The 18,104-nt window shown below is 70.6% G+C and carries 15 protein-coding genes; 7 read left to right on the forward strand and 8 right to left on the reverse strand.

Annotation, left to right across the window (positions count from 1 at the left end; translation table 11 throughout):
• The 5 genes from TSO221_RS32660 to TSO221_RS32680 all read right to left on the reverse strand — a co-directional run.
• The coding region (locus TSO221_RS32660; RefSeq protein ID WP_199229726.1) for a c(7)-type cytochrome triheme domain-containing protein at positions 1–690 on the reverse strand (690 nt) is incomplete at its 3' end.
• Positions 687–1,133 carry a c(7)-type cytochrome triheme domain-containing protein gene (locus tag TSO221_RS32665; RefSeq protein WP_109122640.1) on the reverse strand — a complete coding sequence of 149 codons (447 nt, stop codon included), beginning with the start codon at positions 1,131–1,133 and terminating at the stop codon, positions 687–689. The genes TSO221_RS32665 and TSO221_RS32660, both read right to left, overlap by 4 nt.
• Positions 1,134–1,278: 145 nt before the next feature.
• Entirely contained in the window at positions 1,279–3,084 is a 1,806-nt protein-coding gene (locus TSO221_RS32670; protein WP_109122641.1) for a hypothetical protein, read from the reverse strand.
• A 31-nt stretch (positions 3,085–3,115) separates the two neighbouring features.
• Positions 3,116–4,111, reverse strand: a complete 996-nt coding sequence (locus TSO221_RS32675) for a peptidyl-prolyl cis-trans isomerase (protein WP_109122642.1) — start codon at positions 4,109–4,111, stop codon at positions 3,116–3,118.
• Between the two features lie 78 nt (positions 4,112–4,189).
• Positions 4,190–5,026, reverse strand: a complete 837-nt coding sequence (locus TSO221_RS32680) for a cytochrome c3 family protein (protein ID WP_109122643.1) — start codon at positions 5,024–5,026, stop codon at positions 4,190–4,192.
• A gap of 261 nt (positions 5,027–5,287) precedes the next feature.
• Here TSO221_RS32680 and TSO221_RS32685 point away from each other — a divergent pair, with 261 nt between their 5' ends.
• The 6 genes from TSO221_RS32685 to TSO221_RS32710 all read left to right on the forward strand — a co-directional run bounded on the left by TSO221_RS32685 (position 5,288) and on the right by TSO221_RS32710 (position 14,001).
• Positions 5,288–6,976 (forward strand): EAL domain-containing protein, encoded by a 1,689-nt coding sequence (locus TSO221_RS32685; RefSeq protein ID WP_158284287.1) that lies wholly within the window; start codon positions 5,288–5,290, stop codon positions 6,974–6,976.
• 25 nt (positions 6,977–7,001) lie between these two features.
• Positions 7,002–7,631, forward strand: coding sequence for a DUF4136 domain-containing protein (locus TSO221_RS32690; protein ID WP_109122645.1), 630 nt, complete (start codon positions 7,002–7,004; stop codon positions 7,629–7,631).
• Between the two features lie 171 nt (positions 7,632–7,802).
• Complete coding sequence (locus TSO221_RS32695) at positions 7,803–8,399, forward strand: lytic transglycosylase domain-containing protein (protein WP_109122646.1); 597 nt, start codon at positions 7,803–7,805, stop codon at positions 8,397–8,399.
• A 461-nt stretch (positions 8,400–8,860) separates the two neighbouring features.
• Entirely contained in the window at positions 8,861–10,444 is a 1,584-nt protein-coding gene (locus TSO221_RS32700) for a fused MFS/spermidine synthase (RefSeq protein WP_109122647.1), read from the forward strand.
• A gap of 25 nt (positions 10,445–10,469) precedes the next feature.
• A complete protein-coding gene (locus tag TSO221_RS32705; RefSeq protein WP_109122648.1) occupies positions 10,470–12,275 on the forward strand; it encodes a tetratricopeptide repeat protein in 1,806 nt (601 codons plus the stop codon).
• A complete protein-coding gene (locus TSO221_RS32710; RefSeq protein WP_109122649.1) occupies positions 12,268–14,001 on the forward strand; it encodes a hypothetical protein in 1,734 nt (577 codons plus the stop codon). The genes TSO221_RS32705 and TSO221_RS32710 overlap by 8 nt, the downstream gene beginning before the upstream one ends.
• 86 nt (positions 14,002–14,087) lie before the next feature.
• Here the strand turns inward: TSO221_RS32710 and TSO221_RS32715 are convergent, their stop codons facing one another.
• The gene (locus tag TSO221_RS32715; RefSeq protein ID WP_109122650.1) at positions 14,088–14,669 is read right to left on the reverse strand and encodes a YceI family protein; all 582 of its coding nucleotides are present in this window, start codon (positions 14,667–14,669) and stop codon (positions 14,088–14,090) included.
• Between the two features lie 279 nt (positions 14,670–14,948).
• Between TSO221_RS32715 and TSO221_RS32720 the strand changes: the two genes are divergently transcribed.
• On the forward strand, positions 14,949–17,090 hold the full coding sequence (locus tag TSO221_RS32720) for a methyl-accepting chemotaxis protein (protein WP_158284288.1): 2,142 nt from the start codon (positions 14,949–14,951) through the stop codon (positions 17,088–17,090).
• Between the two features lie 137 nt (positions 17,091–17,227).
• On the opposite strand, the gene TSO221_RS32725 is transcribed toward TSO221_RS32720, so the two are convergent.
• Together TSO221_RS32725 and ccmD are read right to left on the reverse strand one after the other, a co-directional pair.
• On the reverse strand, positions 17,228–17,638 hold the full coding sequence (locus TSO221_RS32725; protein WP_109122652.1) for a bacteriohemerythrin: 411 nt from the start codon (positions 17,636–17,638) through the stop codon (positions 17,228–17,230).
• Between the two features lie 88 nt (positions 17,639–17,726).
• Positions 17,727–17,933, reverse strand: a complete 207-nt coding sequence (ccmD, locus tag TSO221_RS32730; RefSeq protein WP_109122653.1) for a heme exporter protein CcmD — start codon at positions 17,931–17,933, stop codon at positions 17,727–17,729.
• Positions 17,934–18,104 lie beyond the last annotated feature (171 nt).

Genomic DNA, 18,104 nt, shown 5'->3' on the forward strand with positions numbered 1-18,104 from the left:
GGCCGGGGCGGCGGCAACGGCCGGGGCCGGCGGCGGGGCGGCCGCGGCGGCGGCGGGAGTCACCACCGGGGCAGGCTCGTCCGCGCTGTCGCGCGAGGCGTGCGACGTGGGCATCTTGGCGTTCGACTTCGGCTTGGAATGGCACTTGGAGCATTCCGAAACCGGGAACGCCACCTTGCCGTGGCAGACGCCGCAGTACTGGCCCATCAGGATGGCGGCCATGCTGATCGGGTTGCCGCCCTTCTTGGGCACGAAGATCTTCGGGTGGCACTGCGCGCAGTCCAGCCACTCGGTGTGCGCCAGGTGCGGGTAGACGACGTCGGGCATCGAGCCCTTCACCTCGCGGATGATGTCGAGGTCCATCGTCTGCTTCGGCGTCTTGGTGCCTTCCTTGTCGACGCGCGGAAACACCGCGCCGGAGCGCAGCGCCTTCACCCAGTCGATCTTGTTGCCGGAGTTGCCCTTGGGCAGCTCGCCGAAGGCTTCCTTGGGCGGCTGCAGGGCGCCGGTGCCGGCGTTGGTGGCGTCGTGGAGGCCGTCGCTCGTCGGCGGCGCGTTGCTCTCGACCGACGACTTCATCAGGCGGTTGAACTTGTTGGCGCCGTCCTGCGCCTCGGCCGGGGCAACGGCGAGGGACAGGCTCAGCACCAGAGCGGCGCCGAGCGCGCCCAGGGTATGCATGCGGCTCATTTGGCACCTCCCGCGGGGGTCTGGCCGGCCTTGCTGGGCGGCGTCACCAGGCGGTCGATGGTGCTGTTGTGCACCTTCGTCGGCGTGTTGGGCTTGCCGGAATGGCAGAGCGTGCAGTTCTCCACCGACCAGGCGATCTGCCCGTTGTGGCAGGCGCCGCAGAACTGGCCGTCGAAGATCTTCAGCATGGTGATGTCGTTGCCGCCGGCCTTGAACTGGAAGCCGAGGTCGCCGTGGCACACCTTGCAGCGGAAGCGGATGCGGTGGAACCAGTGCGGGAACACGGCGGGCCGCATGCCGGCCGCGTCCGAATAGTTGTTGATGAGGACGTCACCGTACTCGGCTTTCGCCTCGTTGATCTCGGCGGTGGCCAGGACGCCGGCGACCGCCACGACCAGCAGCGCCGCGGCGAGACGCCATTTGGCAAGGAACCTTCTCAGCATAACGAACTCCTGGGCGAACGGGCATTCGCGCCCCGGAGCACCCCATTGCAAGACCCGAGCCGAATTGTGGATGCCTTGGAAACCCTGGATTCCGCCGCCGCCGCCGCCGCCGTCCGGGCCCGCTTGCCAAAAACGGGAAAAGCGGTCAGTACGCTCTCCCCAATTGGAAAAAGAGGCTCTCGCCGAGTCCCTTGGGGGTGTTCATGATGCGGGCGATCAGGCTCGTGCGCAGCTTGCCGATCGTGTAGTCGAGGCGGTTGGTCCAGCGCTGCGTGCCGTAGCCGACGTCCTCCTCGCGCCGGTAGGCGGAGAAGTAGGAGCGCTCTGAACGGAACATCGACGGCGGCTCCAGCGACAGGTCGGAGGTGAAGTTCAGCCGGTCCATGCCGAAGACGTTCATCATGCGGAAGCTGATGTTGCCGCCGAGGGTGTCGGTGGCGACCGCCTCGCCGGTGGCCGAGCGGAAGCGGGCGATCTGGTAGGTGATGGTGCCGCTCAGGCTGGTGAAGCGGTCGGGGTCGTAGCCCCGGGTGAACATGATGTTCAACAGCTGGCCGTCGGTGGCCGCGGTGCCGAAGGCGCGCGTGTCGTTGATGGAGATCTGCGCGTAGTCCCAGTTCTTGCCCTCGCGCGCCGTGCGGCCCAGCGAGACCGCGTGGCCGAGGCTGAACAGGTAGCCGGCGTCGGAATAGCCGGTGCCGACCGACTGGTTGACGCTGAGCTGCAGCGGCGTCTCCAGGAACGGCAGTTCCAGCGCGTAGCGGCCGCCGTGGCTGGCGTTGACCGTCTCGGTGTGGGTGGTGCCGAAGCTGGAGTAGCGGTAGGTGACGCCGGCCGAGGTGCTCCAGTTCCAATCGACGCCCATGATCTGCTCGGTCGGCGACGAGTAGGTCAGGTTGGTGCGCCCGCCGTAGCGGATGGCCGAGTTGCCCGAGGCCACCGCGGCCAGCGTCTGCTGCCGGCGCTGGTCGTAGCCGCCATCGACGCCGATGTTGCCGATCAGGCGCGGGGCGAACAGGTAGCTCGCCGCCAGATCGACGAAGGCGGTCTGGTAGACGTTCTGTAGGCGCTGGTTGGTGTCGCGGTAGACCGCCTCGCCGTTCTCGCTGTAGGTGCGCGTCGCCAGCGAGACGCCCAGCTCCGGCAGTTCCTTCGGCCGCCACAGCGCGGTCGACACGCCCTGGAAGACCAGGCTGCGCTCGCTGTAGCTGGTGCTGTCGAGGGTGGTGTGGCGGATCGTCGTCACGCTCTCGGTGGTGACGTCGATGAACGGCACCGAGCGGTAGCGCCACGAGAAGCTGGCCGAGCGGCCCAGCTCGTTGTCGCCGTCCGGGCGGGTGAAGTCGCGGTCGCGGTAGGTGAGCCGGACGTTCAGGTCGTCCTTGTCGAACGAGCGGTTCACGTTGACGTCGGCTTCCTTGTAGCTCTCCTGGAAGCCGTCGTCGGAGCGCATGCGCGAGACGTTGATGGTGGTGCCGATGGTCGTCCGGTCGAAGGACAGGATGCGCGACTGGATCGACAGCGTGTCGCCGGAGACGTCGGCCGGGTTGTTGGTGCCGAAGCTCAGCGAGCTGTTGGTGCGGTTGTAGGTGATCTCGACCGGGTACAGGCTGCGCGGCAGGATGCTCAGCGCGGCGCTGCCGGTCAGCATCAGCGAGCTTTCGCTGGCGCCCGGCGAGCTGCCCACCGCCTTGGTCACGTTCATCGTGCCGGTCACCCCCGCCAGCCAGGGGGCATAGATGTAGGTGGCGCCCTCCAGGGTCTGCGTGACCGCCTGCCGCATGGTGCGGCTGCTCTCGCCCGCCGCGCGGGCCGAGGAGAGCGAGTAGGTCGTCGCGCCGCTCCAGCTCAGCGCCGGCCATTCGAAGCCCGAAATCAGGTCTTCGGCGGCGGCGCTGCGGGCAAGGATGGCGGCGAGGACGATGCAGCCGCTGTGCAGGAGAGGGCGCATGGTTCATGCCCCCTAGGCGAGACCACCGCGCTCAGTTCCGGGCGGCGGACTGCTTCGGCTTGAAGGGCTCGTCGATCCAGATCTTCGCCTCGCGGCGGAGCTTTTCGGTCATCTCGGTCCAGCGCTTCTCGCCGGTGTTGCGGCGGTACAGCTCGGCGGCGCGCTCGCGCACCTCGTCGAGCTTGCGGACCTGCGGCGCCTTGCGCTCGGTCATCTTGAAGACGCCGTAGCCCTGCAGCATCAGGATCGGCTCCGACAGCTCGCCCACCGGCAGCTTGTCGAGCGACTCCTCGACCTCGCCGGCCAGCATGCCGCGGTGCAGATAGCCCATGTCGCCGCCGTTCTTCGACGACGGGTCGGCGGAGTGCATGGCCGCCAGATCGGCGAAGGACTCGCCCTTCAGCAGGCGGGCGCGGATGCGCTCGGCCTCCTGCTTGGCGGCGTCCCAGGTGGCGCGCGGCGCGGACGGGTCGACCTTCAGCAGGATCGCCGACACGCGGGTGCGCTGCGGCTCGGTGAAGGAGGGGATGTTCTTGTCGTAGAAGGCCTTGAGCTGCGCCTCGGTCGGCGCCGGCACCTCGCGGGCCTGCGCCTCCAGGCGGGCGCGCAGGCTGTTCTCGCGCATCTTGGCGCGCAGCTGCGGCAGCGCCTGCTCGCGGATCTGCGGCCACTGCGGGCTGTCCTTGTACTGCTGCTCGAAGGCGGCGATGCGCGCCTCGACGGCCGCTTCGTCCGGCGCGATGCCGCGCTTGCGGGCCTCGGCCAGGACCAGACGCTCGGTGATGATCTCGCCCAGCACCTTCTGGCGCAGTTCGGCCAGACGCTCGGGGCTGACCTGGCCGTGATAGAACGACGCCCGCGCCGAACGCGACAGCACGGTTTCCAGTTCCATCAGGGTGATTGGTTCGGCGTTGACCTTGGCGATGACCGCCTCGGGCGAGCGTTCAATGCCCTGGGCCGGGACCGAAGTCGGCAACAGGACCGCCGCGGAGGCGATCCAGGTTGCCAGAAGCAGACCGTGCTTCATTGGATTTCCTTTCTGATTCCGGCCGGGCGGCGGGATGCCGTCCGGCCGGATGTCAGGACACGTACTGAAGGGCGCGGCCTACTTGGTATGGCAGGTCAGGCACACTTGGCTGTTCGTGTTCGGGATGCGCAGGAAGGTCGCGTTGTCGGAGTGCGGGTCGTGGCAGCTGGCGCACTCGACGTACGGCTTGTCCGTGCCGTTGACGTTGCGGGTGTAGAGGAACATGTCCTGCTTGTCGCGGGCCGCCGGGTCGAGCGAGGCCGCACCGGACTCGACGTACCAGATGTTGTTGCCGCCCTTGACGATCTTGCTGGCCTGGTTGAAGTCGGCGTCCAGGTTGGCGCCGGTGTTGCCCTGCCACTTGGCGTATTCCATGCCGACCGGGTGGTCGTTCTTCAGGTCGCCGTCGCACATCAGGCAGGCCAGGCCGGTCATCTTGCCGGCGGTCTGATTGGCGCCCTGCCAGCCGCCGGCGAAGGTCGCGCCGTTGGCGTTGTAGCCGCCCGACCCCGGCGCGTTCAGCACCGTGTCCATGGCCTGCGAGCCGTCATGGCAGCTCAGGCAGGCGAGCGACACCGACGAGCTGATGAAGCCGACCGTGTCGACCGCGTCGAAGGTCTGCGAGTTGTACATCTTGCCGGAGAAGGACGCCGGGTCGGCGACCTTCTTGTTCCACAGGGGCGCCGCCGCCGTCGAGGACGAGCCGTGCGGGGTGTGGCAGAACACGCAGATCTCGCCGACGTCCGTGGTCTTGTTGATACCCGGACCGTCCTTCGACAGATTGTGCTTCGTGTTGCGGATACCCGTCAGGCCGGCGGCGTCGGCGGAGCCCGAAAACGCCGCGAACAGACCCGTTACGACCGCAGCCGTCGCCGCCATCAGCGTAGCTGCGCGAACGAACGATAGGCGTTTCATTGTAGTCACTCCTCCAAGCCGTTCTGGTCTTTGGTGTCCTGCCGGTGCGGATGTGCATGCCCCGTGCCAGAGCCTGCCAGAGCCTGAAGGACCGGAATTCCCCCTTTCGGGCGGTGTGAAAGCGCGCGAACGTCTTGAATGCGGGAAGCCCCCTCCCGGATTCGGGATGTTTCAAGCATCCCCGATGGGAATCCCCTGGCCGAAATCGTTGGCCCGGGTGTTGCAGCGGAGACCCGCGCCGACCCGGCTTGGAGAATCACGGTGCAGCCTCCGGAAATCACGGTCGAACGGCTCATCCACGGACTGGACGGCGCCACGTCGCTGCCAGCCGGGAAGCGCATCCGCCAGCTGGGCGTGCTGGACGAGTCCGGCACGCTGGTCGGCCTGCTCTCGGTCGCCGACCTCCTCGCCGCCATCGAGCACGGCGCCGCCGGGGAGCTGGCCGCCCTGCTGCGCGAGAAGAACGCGGCGCTCGCCCTGTCCCGCGAACGGGAGGCGCTGGCCGGCAAGGTGTTCGAGGCGACGCCGGAGCCGATCCCCATCACCGACGCCGAGGGGCGCTTCACCCACCACGCCGCGGTGTACGGCGACACCGCCCCGGCCGACCGGCAGGCCGGCCGCCTGCGGCACCGCTGGACGCACGACGCGCTGACCGGTCTGCCCGACCGCGGCCAGCTGATCGAGACGCTGGGCGACGCGGTGCGCCGCGCCCGCGCGGCCGGACAGGTGCCGGCGGTGGCGGTCGTCGGGCTCGACCGCTTCCGGGTGCTCAACGACACCTTCGGGTTGACGGTCGGCGACGAGATCCTGCGCATCGCCGCGCACCGGATCCGCGAATGCGTTCCGGCGGACGGAACGGTCGCCCGCCTGGTCGGCGACGAGTTCGCCGTGCTCCTGCCCGACGCCGGCGACGCCAAGGCGCTGCAGGCGCTCGCCGCGGCCATCCTCGACTCCCTCGCCCGGCCGGCCGACGTGGACGGGCAGGAGATCTACCTGACCGCCAGCATGGGCGTCGCCCTCCAGCCCGGCACCGCCGACGCCCCAGCCGACGCCGACGCCATCCTGCAGGCCGCCGGCTGCGCCCTGCACGCGGCCAAGCGGGCCGGCCGCAACACGGTCCACATCGCCACCGGCGGGCAGGAGCAGCGCGCCCGCCGCGCCTTCACCATCGAGACCGAGCTGCACCACGCCCTGGAGCGCGACGAGCTGCGCCTGCACTACCAGCCGAAGATCGACCTGGAGAGCCTGCGCGTCGTCGGCATGGAGGCGCTGGTGCGCTGGCAGCACCCGACGCGCGGCCTGGTGCCGCCCGACGAGTTCATCGCGGTGGCCGAGGCGTGCGGCCTGATCGTCCCCATCGGCAACTGGGTGCTGGAGAGCGCCTGCGCGCAGACCCGCACCTGGGTCGAGCAGGGGATGGGCGACGTGCAGGTGGCCGTCAACATCTCCGCCTGGCAGTTCCGCAGCGACCTGTTCGAGAGGCAGGTGCAGCGCGCGCTGGAGCGCACCGGCCTGCCGCCCCGCCATCTGGAGCTGGAGCTGACCGAGAGCATCGCGCTGGACGACACCGGCCGCTCGATCCGCACCATGCAGGCGCTGCGCGACATGGGCCTCGACCTCGCCATCGACGATTTCGGCACCGGTTATTCCAGCCTCAGCTACGTGCAGCGGCTGCCGGTGACCACGGTGAAGATCGACCGCAGCTTCATCCGCGAGTTGGACCGGCAGGCCACCGGCAGCGCCATCCCGCGCGCCATCATCACCATGGCGCACCACCTGGGCCTGCGCGTCGTCGCCGAGGGCATCGAGACCTACGGCCACCTGGACATGCTGCTGTTCGACGGCTGCGACCAGGGCCAGGGCTACTACTTCAGCAAGCCGCTTCCCGCCGCCGACTTCGCCGCATTCTGCCGTTCCCCGCGCCCCGCCGAACGGGCACACTGCCGATAAGGCTTCCGCTCCAGCGAGACCCCCGATGATGAAGAAAGCCCTCCTGCTCCTGTTCGCGCTCACCGTCACCGGGTGCGGGACGCAGAACTTCTCGGCCACCATCACCCGCTTCCACCGCGACCTGCCGCCGGCCGGCGAGACCTTCGCCATCCAGCCGCAGCAGGACCAGAAGGGCGGCGTCGAGTTCGACACCTACGCCGGCACCGTGGCCAGCCAGATGGTGTCCGCCGGCTACAAGCCGGTCACCCCCGGCAAGCCGGCCGACCTGCTGGTCGAGTTCCGCTACGGGGTCGACAACGGCCGCTCGGAGCTGGTCAGCACGCCGCTGTTCGGACGCGACACCTACTGGCAGCGGCAGAACTGCGCGCGCGTGATGCCGCCGTTCGACTGCTACGTCCCGCCGGTCACCAACGACATCCAGAGCTTCACCGTCTTCACCCGCTGGGTCGAGCTGAGCGTCACCGACACCCGCAAGAAGGCCGCGCAGCCGGTCAAGCTGTTCGAGGCCCGCGCCTACAGCGAGGGCGTCAACCGCAACCTGCCCGAGGTGGTGCCGCCGCTGATCGCCGCGCTGTTCGTCGAGTTCCCCGGCCTGAACGGCGAGACCCGCACAGTCGTTGTATCGCCCGATTGCTGCGGCAACAAACCAAAGTAATCGTCTGCGGCCACGTTCCCGCTTCCGGGAATAACCGCCCCAAAACTCAAGAAAATCCGCATTCCTGAACCAGAAACGGCGCCGTCCTCAGCGGCGCCGTTCTGGCCTCTGCCTTGCAAAGGCAGGAGTGGCATTTGTGCTTCACGCAAGCACGTTCACTCCGGTGATGCGATGTACGCGATCTTTTCCTCGCCAGTGCGGCTCCGGCGCATCGCGCTGACCCTGGCGTGCGGCGCGGCCCTGACGGCCTGCGCGCAGACCCTCCCCGCCTCCCGCCTCGACGCGCCGCTGCGGCCCGTGCCCGCGGTGATCGCGGTCCCGGCGCCCAAGCCCTCGACCGACCCGTGGTCGCCGCTGGTCCGCGAGGCCAGCCTGCGCTTCGGCATTCCCGAGCCGGTGATCCAGGCGGTGATCCGCCGCGAGAGCGGCGGCCGCGCCGAGGCCCGCAACGGCAGCGCCGTCGGGCTGATGCAGGTGACCCGCGACACCTACCGCGGCATGAGCGGCCGGCACGGCCTGGGCCGCAACCCGGCCGACCCGCGCGACAACATCCTGGCCGGCACCGCGTACCTGCGCGCCCTCTACGACCGCTTCGGCTCCCCCGGCTATCTCGCCGCCTACAACTGCGGGCCGAAATGCTACGAGGCGGTGCTGGCCGGCCGCCAGAAGCTGCCGCGCAGCACGCAGACCTACGTCGCCGCGCTGTCCCGCGGCCTCCCCGCGATCCAGATCGCGGAACGGCCGGACAGCGCAGGGGCGGTGGATTGAGGCTGTACCGGGTCGGCGCACACTTCTTCTCATCGTCATCCCCGCTTCTCATCGTCATCCCCGCGAAGGCGGGGATCCATAATTCCCAAAGCGAGAGGCCATGAAACGTATGGATCCCCGCCTTCGCGGGGATGACGGAAAGTTGTTGCTGGTTAACGATGGCATATCAAAACGGACAAGGGCTCTCACCGGCCATCAAAGGAGGAGCTTTCAAGCGACTGCCCTGTCGCGCCCGCTTGTCAGACGCGCCATGATCGTATAGGATCATAGTCACAAAAGGCCGGCGCCTGTGCACAGACCGGAGGGAGCGAACTGAACAGCCTCCGCACACTGTTCCACGGTGTTCCAAACTGTTCCACCCGGCCGGCGCACCGCTTGCATGTCTCCGCGCGCACACGACCGCGCGGAGGCCCCCATGGACGACACCATCGCAGCAGCGCCGACGGCCGGGTGACTGGGGCATGCGGCCGCTCATCATCTTCCTGACCGGCGGGACGATCCTGGCGCTCCAGCTGATCGCGTCGCGCATCATGACGCCGTACTTCGGCGTCAGTCTCTTCATCTGGACCAGCATCCTGTCGATCACCCTGCTGTTCCTGGCGCTGGGCTACGCGGCCGGCGGCCGGCTGACCCGCGTGTGGGCGCGGCCGAGGCTCGACCTCGCGTTCCAGCTGGCGCCGGGGCTGTCGGCGCTGTGGCTGGTCGCCGCCTGCTGGATCTACCCGGCGGTCTTCCGGCCGCTGGCGCTGTGGCACCTGCTGGGCGGCAGCTTCATCGCCTGCCTGATCCTGCTGTCGGGACCGCTGCTGCTGCTCTCCGCGCTCAACCCGCTGCTGGTGGCGCTGAGCCGCGACGCGGCGGCAGGCGACGACGGCGGCTCCGGCTGGGTGTTCTTCGTCAGCACCATCGGCTCGCTGGCCGGCGTGCTGGTCTGCGCCTTCCTCATCATCCCCACCGTCGGCAACCGCGACGCGGTGCTGCTGCTGGCCGCGGCGCTGTCGCTGACCGGGCTGCTGCGCCGCCGCGGCGACGGGCCGCTGGCGCGTCGGCACTGGCTGGCGCTCGCCGCGCTGAGCGGCGTCGGACTGGCCTCCGCCGGGCTGCTGGCCGAGGGGCGGGCCGGCGGCGTCCGCACCGCCCGCGACGGCGACGGCAACAGCTGGACGGTGCTGGCCGAGGCGCCCTCCGCCTTTGGTGGGCTCAAGGTGGTGAGCATCGTCGACCAGGGGAACGCGGCGCCGGTGCGCGCCCTGCTGCGCGACGGGCTGGTGCAGAACGCCATGGCCGCCGACGGCCGCTCCGACGCCCTGTTCGCCTACGCGCTGGAGAAGCTGGCGCTGAGCGCCGTGCCGGCGCCGAAGCGGGCGCTGGTGCTCGGCCTCGGCGCCGGGTTCGTGCCGATGGCGCTGGCGGCCCGCGGCGTCGCGGTGGACGTGGTGGAGATCGACCCCAAGGTGGTCGAACTGGCCGGCCGCTTCTTCGGCTTCCGCGCCGGGGCGGTGGGCGTGCACACCGAGGACGCCCGCACCTTCGTGCGCCGCTGCGCCGAGCCCTACGACGTCGTGCTGGTCGATCTCTTCAACGGCGACGGCATGCCCGAGCATCTGGTGACGCTGGAGTTCATGACCGACCTCGCGAACTGCCTGACGCCGGGCGGCGCGCTCGCCGCCAACACCTTCTTCGCCACCGGCAACCCGCTGTCGCAGCGGCTGCTGATCGCCACCATGACCCGCGTGTTCGGCCGCGTGCTGTTCCTGCCCGAGGACACCGAGGCGGAGCTGAGCAACGGCTACCTGCTGGCCAGCCGCACCGCGCCCCTCGACCGCCGCGCGGTGGGCACCGACGACGTGCCGGACGATTTGCGGCCGGTGTTCGTGCGGGCGCTGCGCGACGGCCGCGTCATCGCCGCCGACGACGCCACGCTGGCCGGGCTGGCGCCGCTGACCGACGACGCCAACGCCTGGAGCCGCGTCGGCACCGACTTCCAGGTCGCCTTCCGCCGTCATTTGTTGCGGCAGACGCCCGCCGAAATCCTGTTGAATTGACCCGCATCCGCTGCGGAGGCCACCCGTGACCGTCGCCGACACCCTGCACGCCGCCATCGCCCACCACCAGGCCGGCCGCCTCGACGCGGCGGCGGAGGGCTACGCGCTGGTCCTGCGCCTCCAGCCCAAACACCCCGACGCCCTGCACCTGATGGGTCTGGTCGAGCACAAGCGCGGCAACGGCGACCTCGCGGTGGACTTCATCCGCCACGCCCTGCGCTTCAACCCGAAATGGGCGGAGGTGCACGCCAACCTCGGCGCGGTGCTGTACGACCTCGGCCAGCCGGATCAGGCGGCGGCGGCGCTGCGCCAGTCCATCGCGCTGAAGAAGGACCATTACGAGGCACACGTCACCATGGGCCTCGTCCTGCTCGCCCAGGGGCGCCCGGCCGACGCCGAGGCGTCGCTCCGCCGGGCGCTGGGCCTGCGCCCCGACGCCGCCAAGCCGCGCCTCAAGCTGGCCGACGCCCTGGCCGCGCAGGGCCGCCCCGCCGACGCCCTCGCCGCCCTGGATGGCATGGACGACGGCGAGGCGCTGACCCGCCGCGGCACCAGCCTGGCGGCGCTCGGCCGCGACGACGAGGCCGCCGCCGCGCTGACCGGGGCGGCACGGCTCCTGCCCGGCGACCCCGGCCCGCACATCGAGCTGGGCAACCTGCATCAGACCCGCGGCCGGCTGGCCGAGGCGGAGGCCAGCTTCCTGAAGGCCGCCGACCTGGATCCCGACAACGTCGCCGCCTGGAACAACCTGGGCAGCCTGCGCCAGGACCAGGGCCGCACCGCCGACGCGCTGGCCGCCTACGGCAAGGCGCGCGACCTGTGCCCGGCGATGGCGACGGTGCACTACAACATCGGCACGCTGCACGAGGATCTGGGTTCATTCGCCGACGCGATGGCGGCCTACCAGGACGCCGTGGCGCAGAACCCAACCCACGCCGACGCGCACTGGAACCTCGCGCTGCTGAAGCTGCTGACCGGCGACTGGGCGGGCGGCTTCGCCGCGTACGAATGGCGCTGGAAGCGCAGCGGCGGCGAGCCCCTGCCCGTCTATCGCGCCTCCCAGCCCTGGAACGGCAAGCCGAAGCCCGGCCGCAGCATCCTGCTGTTCGGCGAGCAGGGCCTGGGCGACACCATCCAGTTCGCCCGCTTCGCCGGCCGCGTCGCCGCGCTCGGCATGGAGGTGGTGCTGCACGTCCAGCCGCCGCTGGTCCGCCTGCTCCGGGGCCTGCCGGGCGTGCGGCAGGTGGTGTCCCGCACCGATACTCCGCCGCGCACCGACTATCACGCCGCGCTGATGAGCCTGCCGCACTTGCTGCGCCTCGCGCCCGAGGACGCCGCGACGCCCGCCTACCTGACCGCGCCGACCGCCGCACGCGGCGAGCGGTGCCGGGTCGGTCTGGTGTGGGCGGGTGCGGCCGGCCACCGCAACGACGCCAACCGCTCGATCCCCGCCGGCCTCTTCGCCGGCCTCGTGCGCGGCGCGCCGGACATCGATTTCGTCTCCCTGCAGGTCGGCCCCGCGGCGAAGGACCTGCCCGGCGTCCCCGACCTCGGCGCGACCGTCACCGACTTCGCGGACACCGCGGCGGCGATGGCCGGGCTCGACCTCGTGATCTCGGTCGACACCGCGCCGGCCCACCTCGCCGGGGCGCTCGGCGTGCCGGTGTGGGTGCTGCTGCCGACGGCGCCGGACTGGCGCTGGGGGCTGGAGCGCGCCGACACCCCATGGTACCCCTCGGCCCGCCTGTTCCGCCAGAGGCACCCCGGCGACTGGCCCGCCGTGCTGGCCACGGTCGCCGCGGCGCTGCCGGGGCTCGCCAAACGTGCGTGAGCGGCTGCCCTGGCTGCTCGCCGCGGTGCTGCTGGTGGCGGCGGCGAACGCCGTGCTGGTGCTGACCGACGTGCTGCCGGCGCTGTCCAACGGCGTCTTCGCCCACCAGACCGACGCCGACAGCTACACCCGCCTGCTGCGCGTCCAGGCGCTGTGGGAGGGCGCCTCGCCGCACGACACCCGCCTGCCCGCCATGGCGCCGCCCGAAGGGCTGGACGTGCACTGGGGCCACGTCGTCGATTACCTGCTGCTCGCCGCCGGCGCGCTGCTGGCGCCGTTGCTCGGCTTCGAGCGGGCGCTGTTCCAGGCCGGGCTGTTCTTCGCCCCGGTGATGGAGGTGTTCGCCCTGCTGGCGCTGGCGCGCGGCCTGCGCGGGCTGGTGCCGTGGTGGGGCGTCGGCTTCGGCATGCTGGCGCTGGTGCTGGCGCGCAACGTCACCATCAACTCCGGCGTCGGCCGCGCCGACCACCACGCGCTGGAGGCCTTCCTCGCCGTCGCCGTGCAGGCGGGGCTGCTGCGCGCCACACTGGTCGCGGCGGTGCGCCGGCGCGAGACGCTGCTCGCCGGGGCGGCCTGCGGGCTGGCGGTGTGGGCGACGCCGGAGGGGCTGATCGTCTTCCTGCCGGCGGTGTGCGCGCTGGTCATCGCCGACCGCGGCGGCGCGCGGCTGGTTCCCTTCGCCGGGGCGGTGCTGGCGGTGATGGCCGTGGGCATGGCGGTGGAGCGCCCGCCCTCCGACTGGCTGGCGGTCGAGCCCGACCGGCTCTCGGCCCTGCAGATGGCGGTGGTCGCCATGCCGCTGGCGGTGGGGTGGCTGTCGCAGTGGTGGGCGGGCTTCCGGCCAGCCGCCGGCCTGCTGGCGGTGGGCAGCGCGCTGCTGGTCGCGGCGTTCCCGATACTGCTCCAGGGCGGCTACGCCGCTGTCGACCCGGTCGCCCGACAGGCCATCCTGGCGCTGGTCGAGGGCGAGGCGTCATTGTTGCCGGACAGTCCGCAGACCGCCTACTCGTTCTTCTTCGACGTCTGGGCCTCGGTGCTGGCGCTGGCCGGGTGCGCGGCGCTCGCGATGCGCTCGCGCGGGATGGCGCCCGCCACCATGATGATCCCCTACCTGCTCGTCGCCCTCCTGCTGACCCTGCACGCCGCCCGGGTGACGCTGTTTCTCCAGGCCTTCGCGGCGGTGCCCTGGGCGCTGCTCGCCGTCGCGGCGGCCCGGCGGCGCGCCTGGGCCTGGGCGCCGGCGGCTCTGCTGTTCGCCTCCGGCCCGGCGGTGGCGGCGGGGATCATCGCGCCGACCTGGTTCCCCAACGCCGGCTACGGCAACCGCCCGCTGTGCGAATACTCCGACATCGCGCCGCCGCTGCGCACGCTGCCGGCGCGGGGGACCGTCCTCACCGCGCTGTTCCAGGGACCGGAGGTCGCCTACAAGACCGGCCGCCCGACGCTGGCCGGCCCCTACCACCGCGCGGCCTCCAGCATCCTCGACCTGCAGGCGATCATGACGCAGCCCGACCCGCGCGCCGCCGAGGCGACGGCACGGCGGCGCGGCATCGGCCTGATCCTGCTGTGCCGGCGCGAGGCGCCCTACCTGCGCGGCTTCTTCGCCCGGAACCCCGGCGCGCTGCTGACCCGCCTGCACCGCAGCGCCCCGCCGCCGTGGCTGGAGCCGCTGGGGCTGCCGCCGGATCTGGCGCGCGGCTACCTGCTCTACCGCACGCGCGACTGAGGCCGGACAAGAAAATGGGCCCATGTCGCCATGGGCCCGCGAAGTCGGCTTGCTTGGGAGGAGAACAACGAACCGGTAACGGGGACTTACTGCTTGACGCCTTCGATCTCGAGGAACAGCTCGAGGTCGTCGCCGATGGCCGGAACCGAGTAGCTCAGGCCGAAATCCGAACGCTTGATCCTGGTGGTCGCCGACAGGCCGGCCATCTGCACCTCCTTGCGGAAGGGATGGGCGCCGGCGTTGTTCAGCACCGCGTCCAGCACCACCGCCTTGGTGACGCCCAGCATGGTGAGGTTGCCGTGCACCTTGGCGGCCTTGTCGCCGGTCTTCTCGACCTTGGTGCTGACGAACTTCATCTCCGGGAATTCGACCGAGTTCAGGTAGTCGGGCGAGCGCAGGTGGTCGTCGCGCTTCTGGTGGTTGGTGTCGACGCTCTCGGTCTTGATGACGACCTCGACCTTGCTGGCGGCCGGATCCGCCGGATCGAGCGCGAAGGCGCCCGACACCGCGTTGAAGCGGCCCCACAGGTTCGAGTAGCCGAGGTGGTTGACCTTGAACACGACGCTGACGTGCGCCGGGTCGAGCTTGTAGCTGTCCAGGGCCAGCGCGGGGGTGGCGGCGCCGGCGAACAGGCCGGTCAGCAGCAGGGCGGAAGCGAAGGTCTTCATAGTGTGGCTCTCGCGATGGGCGGAATTGCGGTGGTGCTCCCAACTGTGCAAGCGATGGGCCAGAGCCGCAACCCCGCCGATCCGCGCCGCAGCGGCCCGCCGCTTCCCGATGGCGGGAAGTGCCGGCCGCCATTCCCGGGAATGGGAGGGGCCTCCCCGCACGCACCCGCACCCGCATGCCCGCGTATTCCCACACCTCCGGAATTTTTCCCGGCGTCCCGAAAACTGCACCGGATTTTGCAGACATGCCCCCGACTGATCGAATTGGAGGGTACGGCCATGCGCACCGGAGTTCTGCGCAAGCTGCTGGGCGGCATCCGCGTCAAGATGACCGGCTGGCTGCTGGTGTTCGCGGCGATGCCGGCGGTCGGCGGCTTCATCAGCGTCGTCGGCAGCGAGGGGCAGTTCCGCGCCATGGGCCTCCAGCGCGCCGGCGACGCCGCCGTGCAGATCACCGAGACCATCGACCGCAACCTGCTGCAGCGCTACGCCGACGTGCAGGCCTTCGCGCTCAACCGCGCCACCCAGGTCAAGGCGTACTACAACACGCCCGACTACCCGAACCCGCTGACCGACGCCATGAACGCCTACATGCGCGTCTACGGCGTCTACACGCTGATGGCGCTGGTCGATCCGCAGGGCAAGGTGCTGGCGGTGCCGAACATCGACGGCGCCGGCAAGCCGCTCGACACGCTTTGGCTCTACGACCACCAGTTCAAGGACGCCGCCTGGCTGAAGAAGGCGGTGGCCGGCGAATTCCTGCAGGGCCGCAACGGCCTGACCGGCACGGTGGTGGAGCCGCCGGCCTTCGTGCCGGAGGTTGCCAAACTGCATGGTTCCGACGGCTACAGCCTGGCCTTCGCCGCCCCGGTGCGCGACAAGGACGGCAAGCCGATCGCCGTGTGGGTCAACTTCGCCGACTTCGGCGTGGTGGACGACATCGTCGCCACCGCCTACCAGCACCTCTCCGCCGGCGGCATGCCGGGGACGGAGATCGTGCTGCTCGACCAGAAGGGCCGCACGCTGGCCGCCTTCGACCCGGAGGCCCGCGCCAAGGGCGCCACCCGCCGCGACCCGGCGGCGCTCGGTAAGGCGCCGTGGCAGGAATCCGGCGCCGAGCCGGTCGCCAGGGTCCTCAAGGGCGAGAGCGGCGCCACCCAGTCGCCGCACCCCATGAAGGGCAGCGCGCAGGCGCTGGGCTACGCGCACTCCGACGGCGCCAACGACTTCCCCGGGCTGCACTGGTCGTCGCTGGTGCTGCTGCCGGAGAGCGAGCTGTTCGCCACCATCAACCAGCTCGAACTGCAGCTGCTGCTGATGGGCCTGGGCGCGGCGGTGCTGACGCTGCTGGCCGGGCTGGGCGTCGGCACGCTGATGAGCCGCCCGATCCAGCGCCTGACCGGCGCCATGGACCGCCTGACGCACGGCGACCTGGAGGCCGATGTCCCCGGCACCGCGCGCGGCGACGAGATCGGCGGCATGGCCCGCGCGGTCGAGGTGTTCAAGGACAACACCATCGCCATGCGCCGCCTGGAGCAGGAGCAGAAGGAACACGACGCCCGTGCCGAGGTCGAGAAGCGGCAGATGATGCAGCAGCTCGCCGACCGCTTCGAGGCCAGCGTGAACCAGGTGGTCGAGACGGTCGCCAACTCCTCGACCGAGCTGGAGTACACCGCGCAGTCCATGGCGCAGACCGCCGACCAGACCAGCCAGCTGTCCGGCGTGGTGGCGGGTGCCGCCGAGGAGGCGACGCGCAGCGTGCAGACCGCCGCCTGCGCCGCCGAGAGCCTCGCCGCCTCCATCGAGCAGATCAACGCCAAGGTCTCGCAGTCCACCAGCATCGCCCGCGCCGCGGTGGATCGCGCCAACTCCAGCCAGGCGAACGTGCAGTCGCTCAACAGCGCGGCGCAGAAGATCGGCGAGGCGGTCAGCCTGATCCACCGCATCGCCGGCCAGACCAACATCCTGGCGCTCAACGCCACCATCGAGGCGGCCTCGGCCGGCGAGGCCGGCAAGGGCTTCGCCGTGGTGGCGAGCGAAGTGAAGGCGCTGGCCAACCAGACGGCCAAGGCGGCGGACGAGATCCGCCACCTGATCGCCTCGGTCCAGGCGGCGACCGGCGACGCGACGGCGGCGATGACCGACATCGGCGCGATCATCGGCCGCATCGACGAGGTGGCGGCGGACATCGCGGCGGCGGTGGTGCAGCAGCACACCGCGACGCTGGAGATCGCCCGCAGCACGCAGGTGGCGGTGGCGAGCACCGTCGAGGTCTCGGCCAACATCGCCAAGGTCAGCACGGTGGCGAGCGATGCCGAGAGCGCGGCGGAGAACGTGCTGTCCGCCTCGCACGGCGTGACCGAACAGTCCGGCCTGCTGCGCACCGAGGTGGAACGCTTCCTGCGGACGGTGAGAGGCTAAATCCCTCTCCCGCCCCGGGAGAGGGTGGCCGCCGCAGGCGGCCGGGTGAGGGTGAGCTCAAGGATCCTAGGATTTACCCTCACCCTCCCGCTCGTTCCGAGCGGGCCCCTCCCTCTCCCGGGACGGGAGAGGGGAATTTACCTTCCCCTCAGGAAGGCCCCCAGTTCCCGGTCCGAGCACAGCACGTGCCCCTGGATCCACACGCGCAGCAGACCGACCACGTCGGACAGCATCCGCGGATCCGCCTCCACCCGCGCCACCAGGTCCGACACCACCGTCAGCAGCGCCTTATGCTCGCGCACATGCTCGGCGCGGCCAGGATAGCCGGTGCTGGCCATCACCGCCTCTTCGGTGGCGAAGTGGTAGTCGGTGTAATCGATCAACGCCTGCAGCACCGCCCCCGGCGTCAGCTGCCCCGGGTTCGTCCGCAGGGCGTGGAGCGCACGGTTGTACAGCTCGAAGAGCTGCTGGTGCTGCTCGTCGATCTCCGGATCGCCGACGGCGTGCGCCTCGGTCCATTCGAGCGGCGCGACGGTCGCGTCCTTCATGGAACCTTCCTTTCCGAAACGGCAAAAGCGGCACCGGGGCGCGGCGGACGCCGCACCTCGGTTCCGGCTCGACGGTGTGGTGGTGGGGTCAGACGGCGTTCGGTTCGGCCAGGACGGCCGTACGGCGCTCGCGCCGGCGCGCCGGGCGGCTGCCCTCCAGCGCCTTCAGCGTCGCTTCGCGTGCCCGCAGGCCGCGCAGCGTCGATGCGAGCACGGTGAGCATCATCAGCGCCGCCACGGCGTAGGCGGGCCAGACATACGCGGCGTAGCCGCCCATCGCGAAGAAATCTGTCATGGCGCTCAGCTGCTCCCGTTTGTTCGGTGCCCCAAATCATCTCCACTGCGTATGGCATAACTTGGCCGTACGCTTTGATCGAAAGCAAGCCGTCAGCCGCGCGCCTCGGAGAAGCGCAGCGTCTGCACCTTGCGGCCGATGATCTCGGCCTTGACGCGCAGCAGCACGACG

Origin of the sequence: Azospirillum sp. TSO22-1, from assembly GCF_003116015.1 — a bacterium.
Classification (GTDB): domain Bacteria; phylum Pseudomonadota; class Alphaproteobacteria; order Azospirillales; family Azospirillaceae; genus Azospirillum.

Bases quoted from the DNA above. Each gene is read 5' to 3' on its own strand.
- TSO221_RS32680 (WP_109122643.1), bottom strand. From the start codon at position 5,026: ATGAAACGCCTATCGTTCGTTCGCGCAGCTACGCTGATGGCGGCGACG.
- TSO221_RS32700 (WP_109122647.1), top strand. From the start codon at position 8,861: ATGCGGCCGCTCATCATCTTCCTGACCGGCGGGACGATCCTGGCGCTC.
- TSO221_RS32665 (WP_109122640.1), bottom strand. From the start codon at position 1,133: ATGCTGAGAAGGTTCCTTGCCAAATGGCGTCTCGCCGCGGCGCTGCTG.
- TSO221_RS32675 (WP_109122642.1), bottom strand. From the start codon at position 4,111: ATGAAGCACGGTCTGCTTCTGGCAACCTGGATCGCCTCCGCGGCGGTC.
- TSO221_RS32715 (WP_109122650.1), bottom strand. From the start codon at position 14,669: ATGAAGACCTTCGCTTCCGCCCTGCTGCTGACCGGCCTGTTCGCCGGC.
- TSO221_RS32690 (WP_109122645.1), top strand. From the start codon at position 7,002: ATGATGAAGAAAGCCCTCCTGCTCCTGTTCGCGCTCACCGTCACCGGG.
- TSO221_RS32670 (WP_109122641.1), bottom strand. From the start codon at position 3,084: ATGCGCCCTCTCCTGCACAGCGGCTGCATCGTCCTCGCCGCCATCCTT.
- ccmD (WP_109122653.1), bottom strand. From the start codon at position 17,933: ATGACAGATTTCTTCGCGATGGGCGGCTACGCCGCGTATGTCTGGCCC.
- TSO221_RS32725 (WP_109122652.1), bottom strand. From the start codon at position 17,638: ATGAAGGACGCGACCGTCGCGCCGCTCGAATGGACCGAGGCGCACGCC.
- TSO221_RS32695 (WP_109122646.1), top strand. From the start codon at position 7,803: ATGTACGCGATCTTTTCCTCGCCAGTGCGGCTCCGGCGCATCGCGCTG.
- TSO221_RS32720 (WP_158284288.1), top strand. From the start codon at position 14,949: ATGCGCACCGGAGTTCTGCGCAAGCTGCTGGGCGGCATCCGCGTCAAG.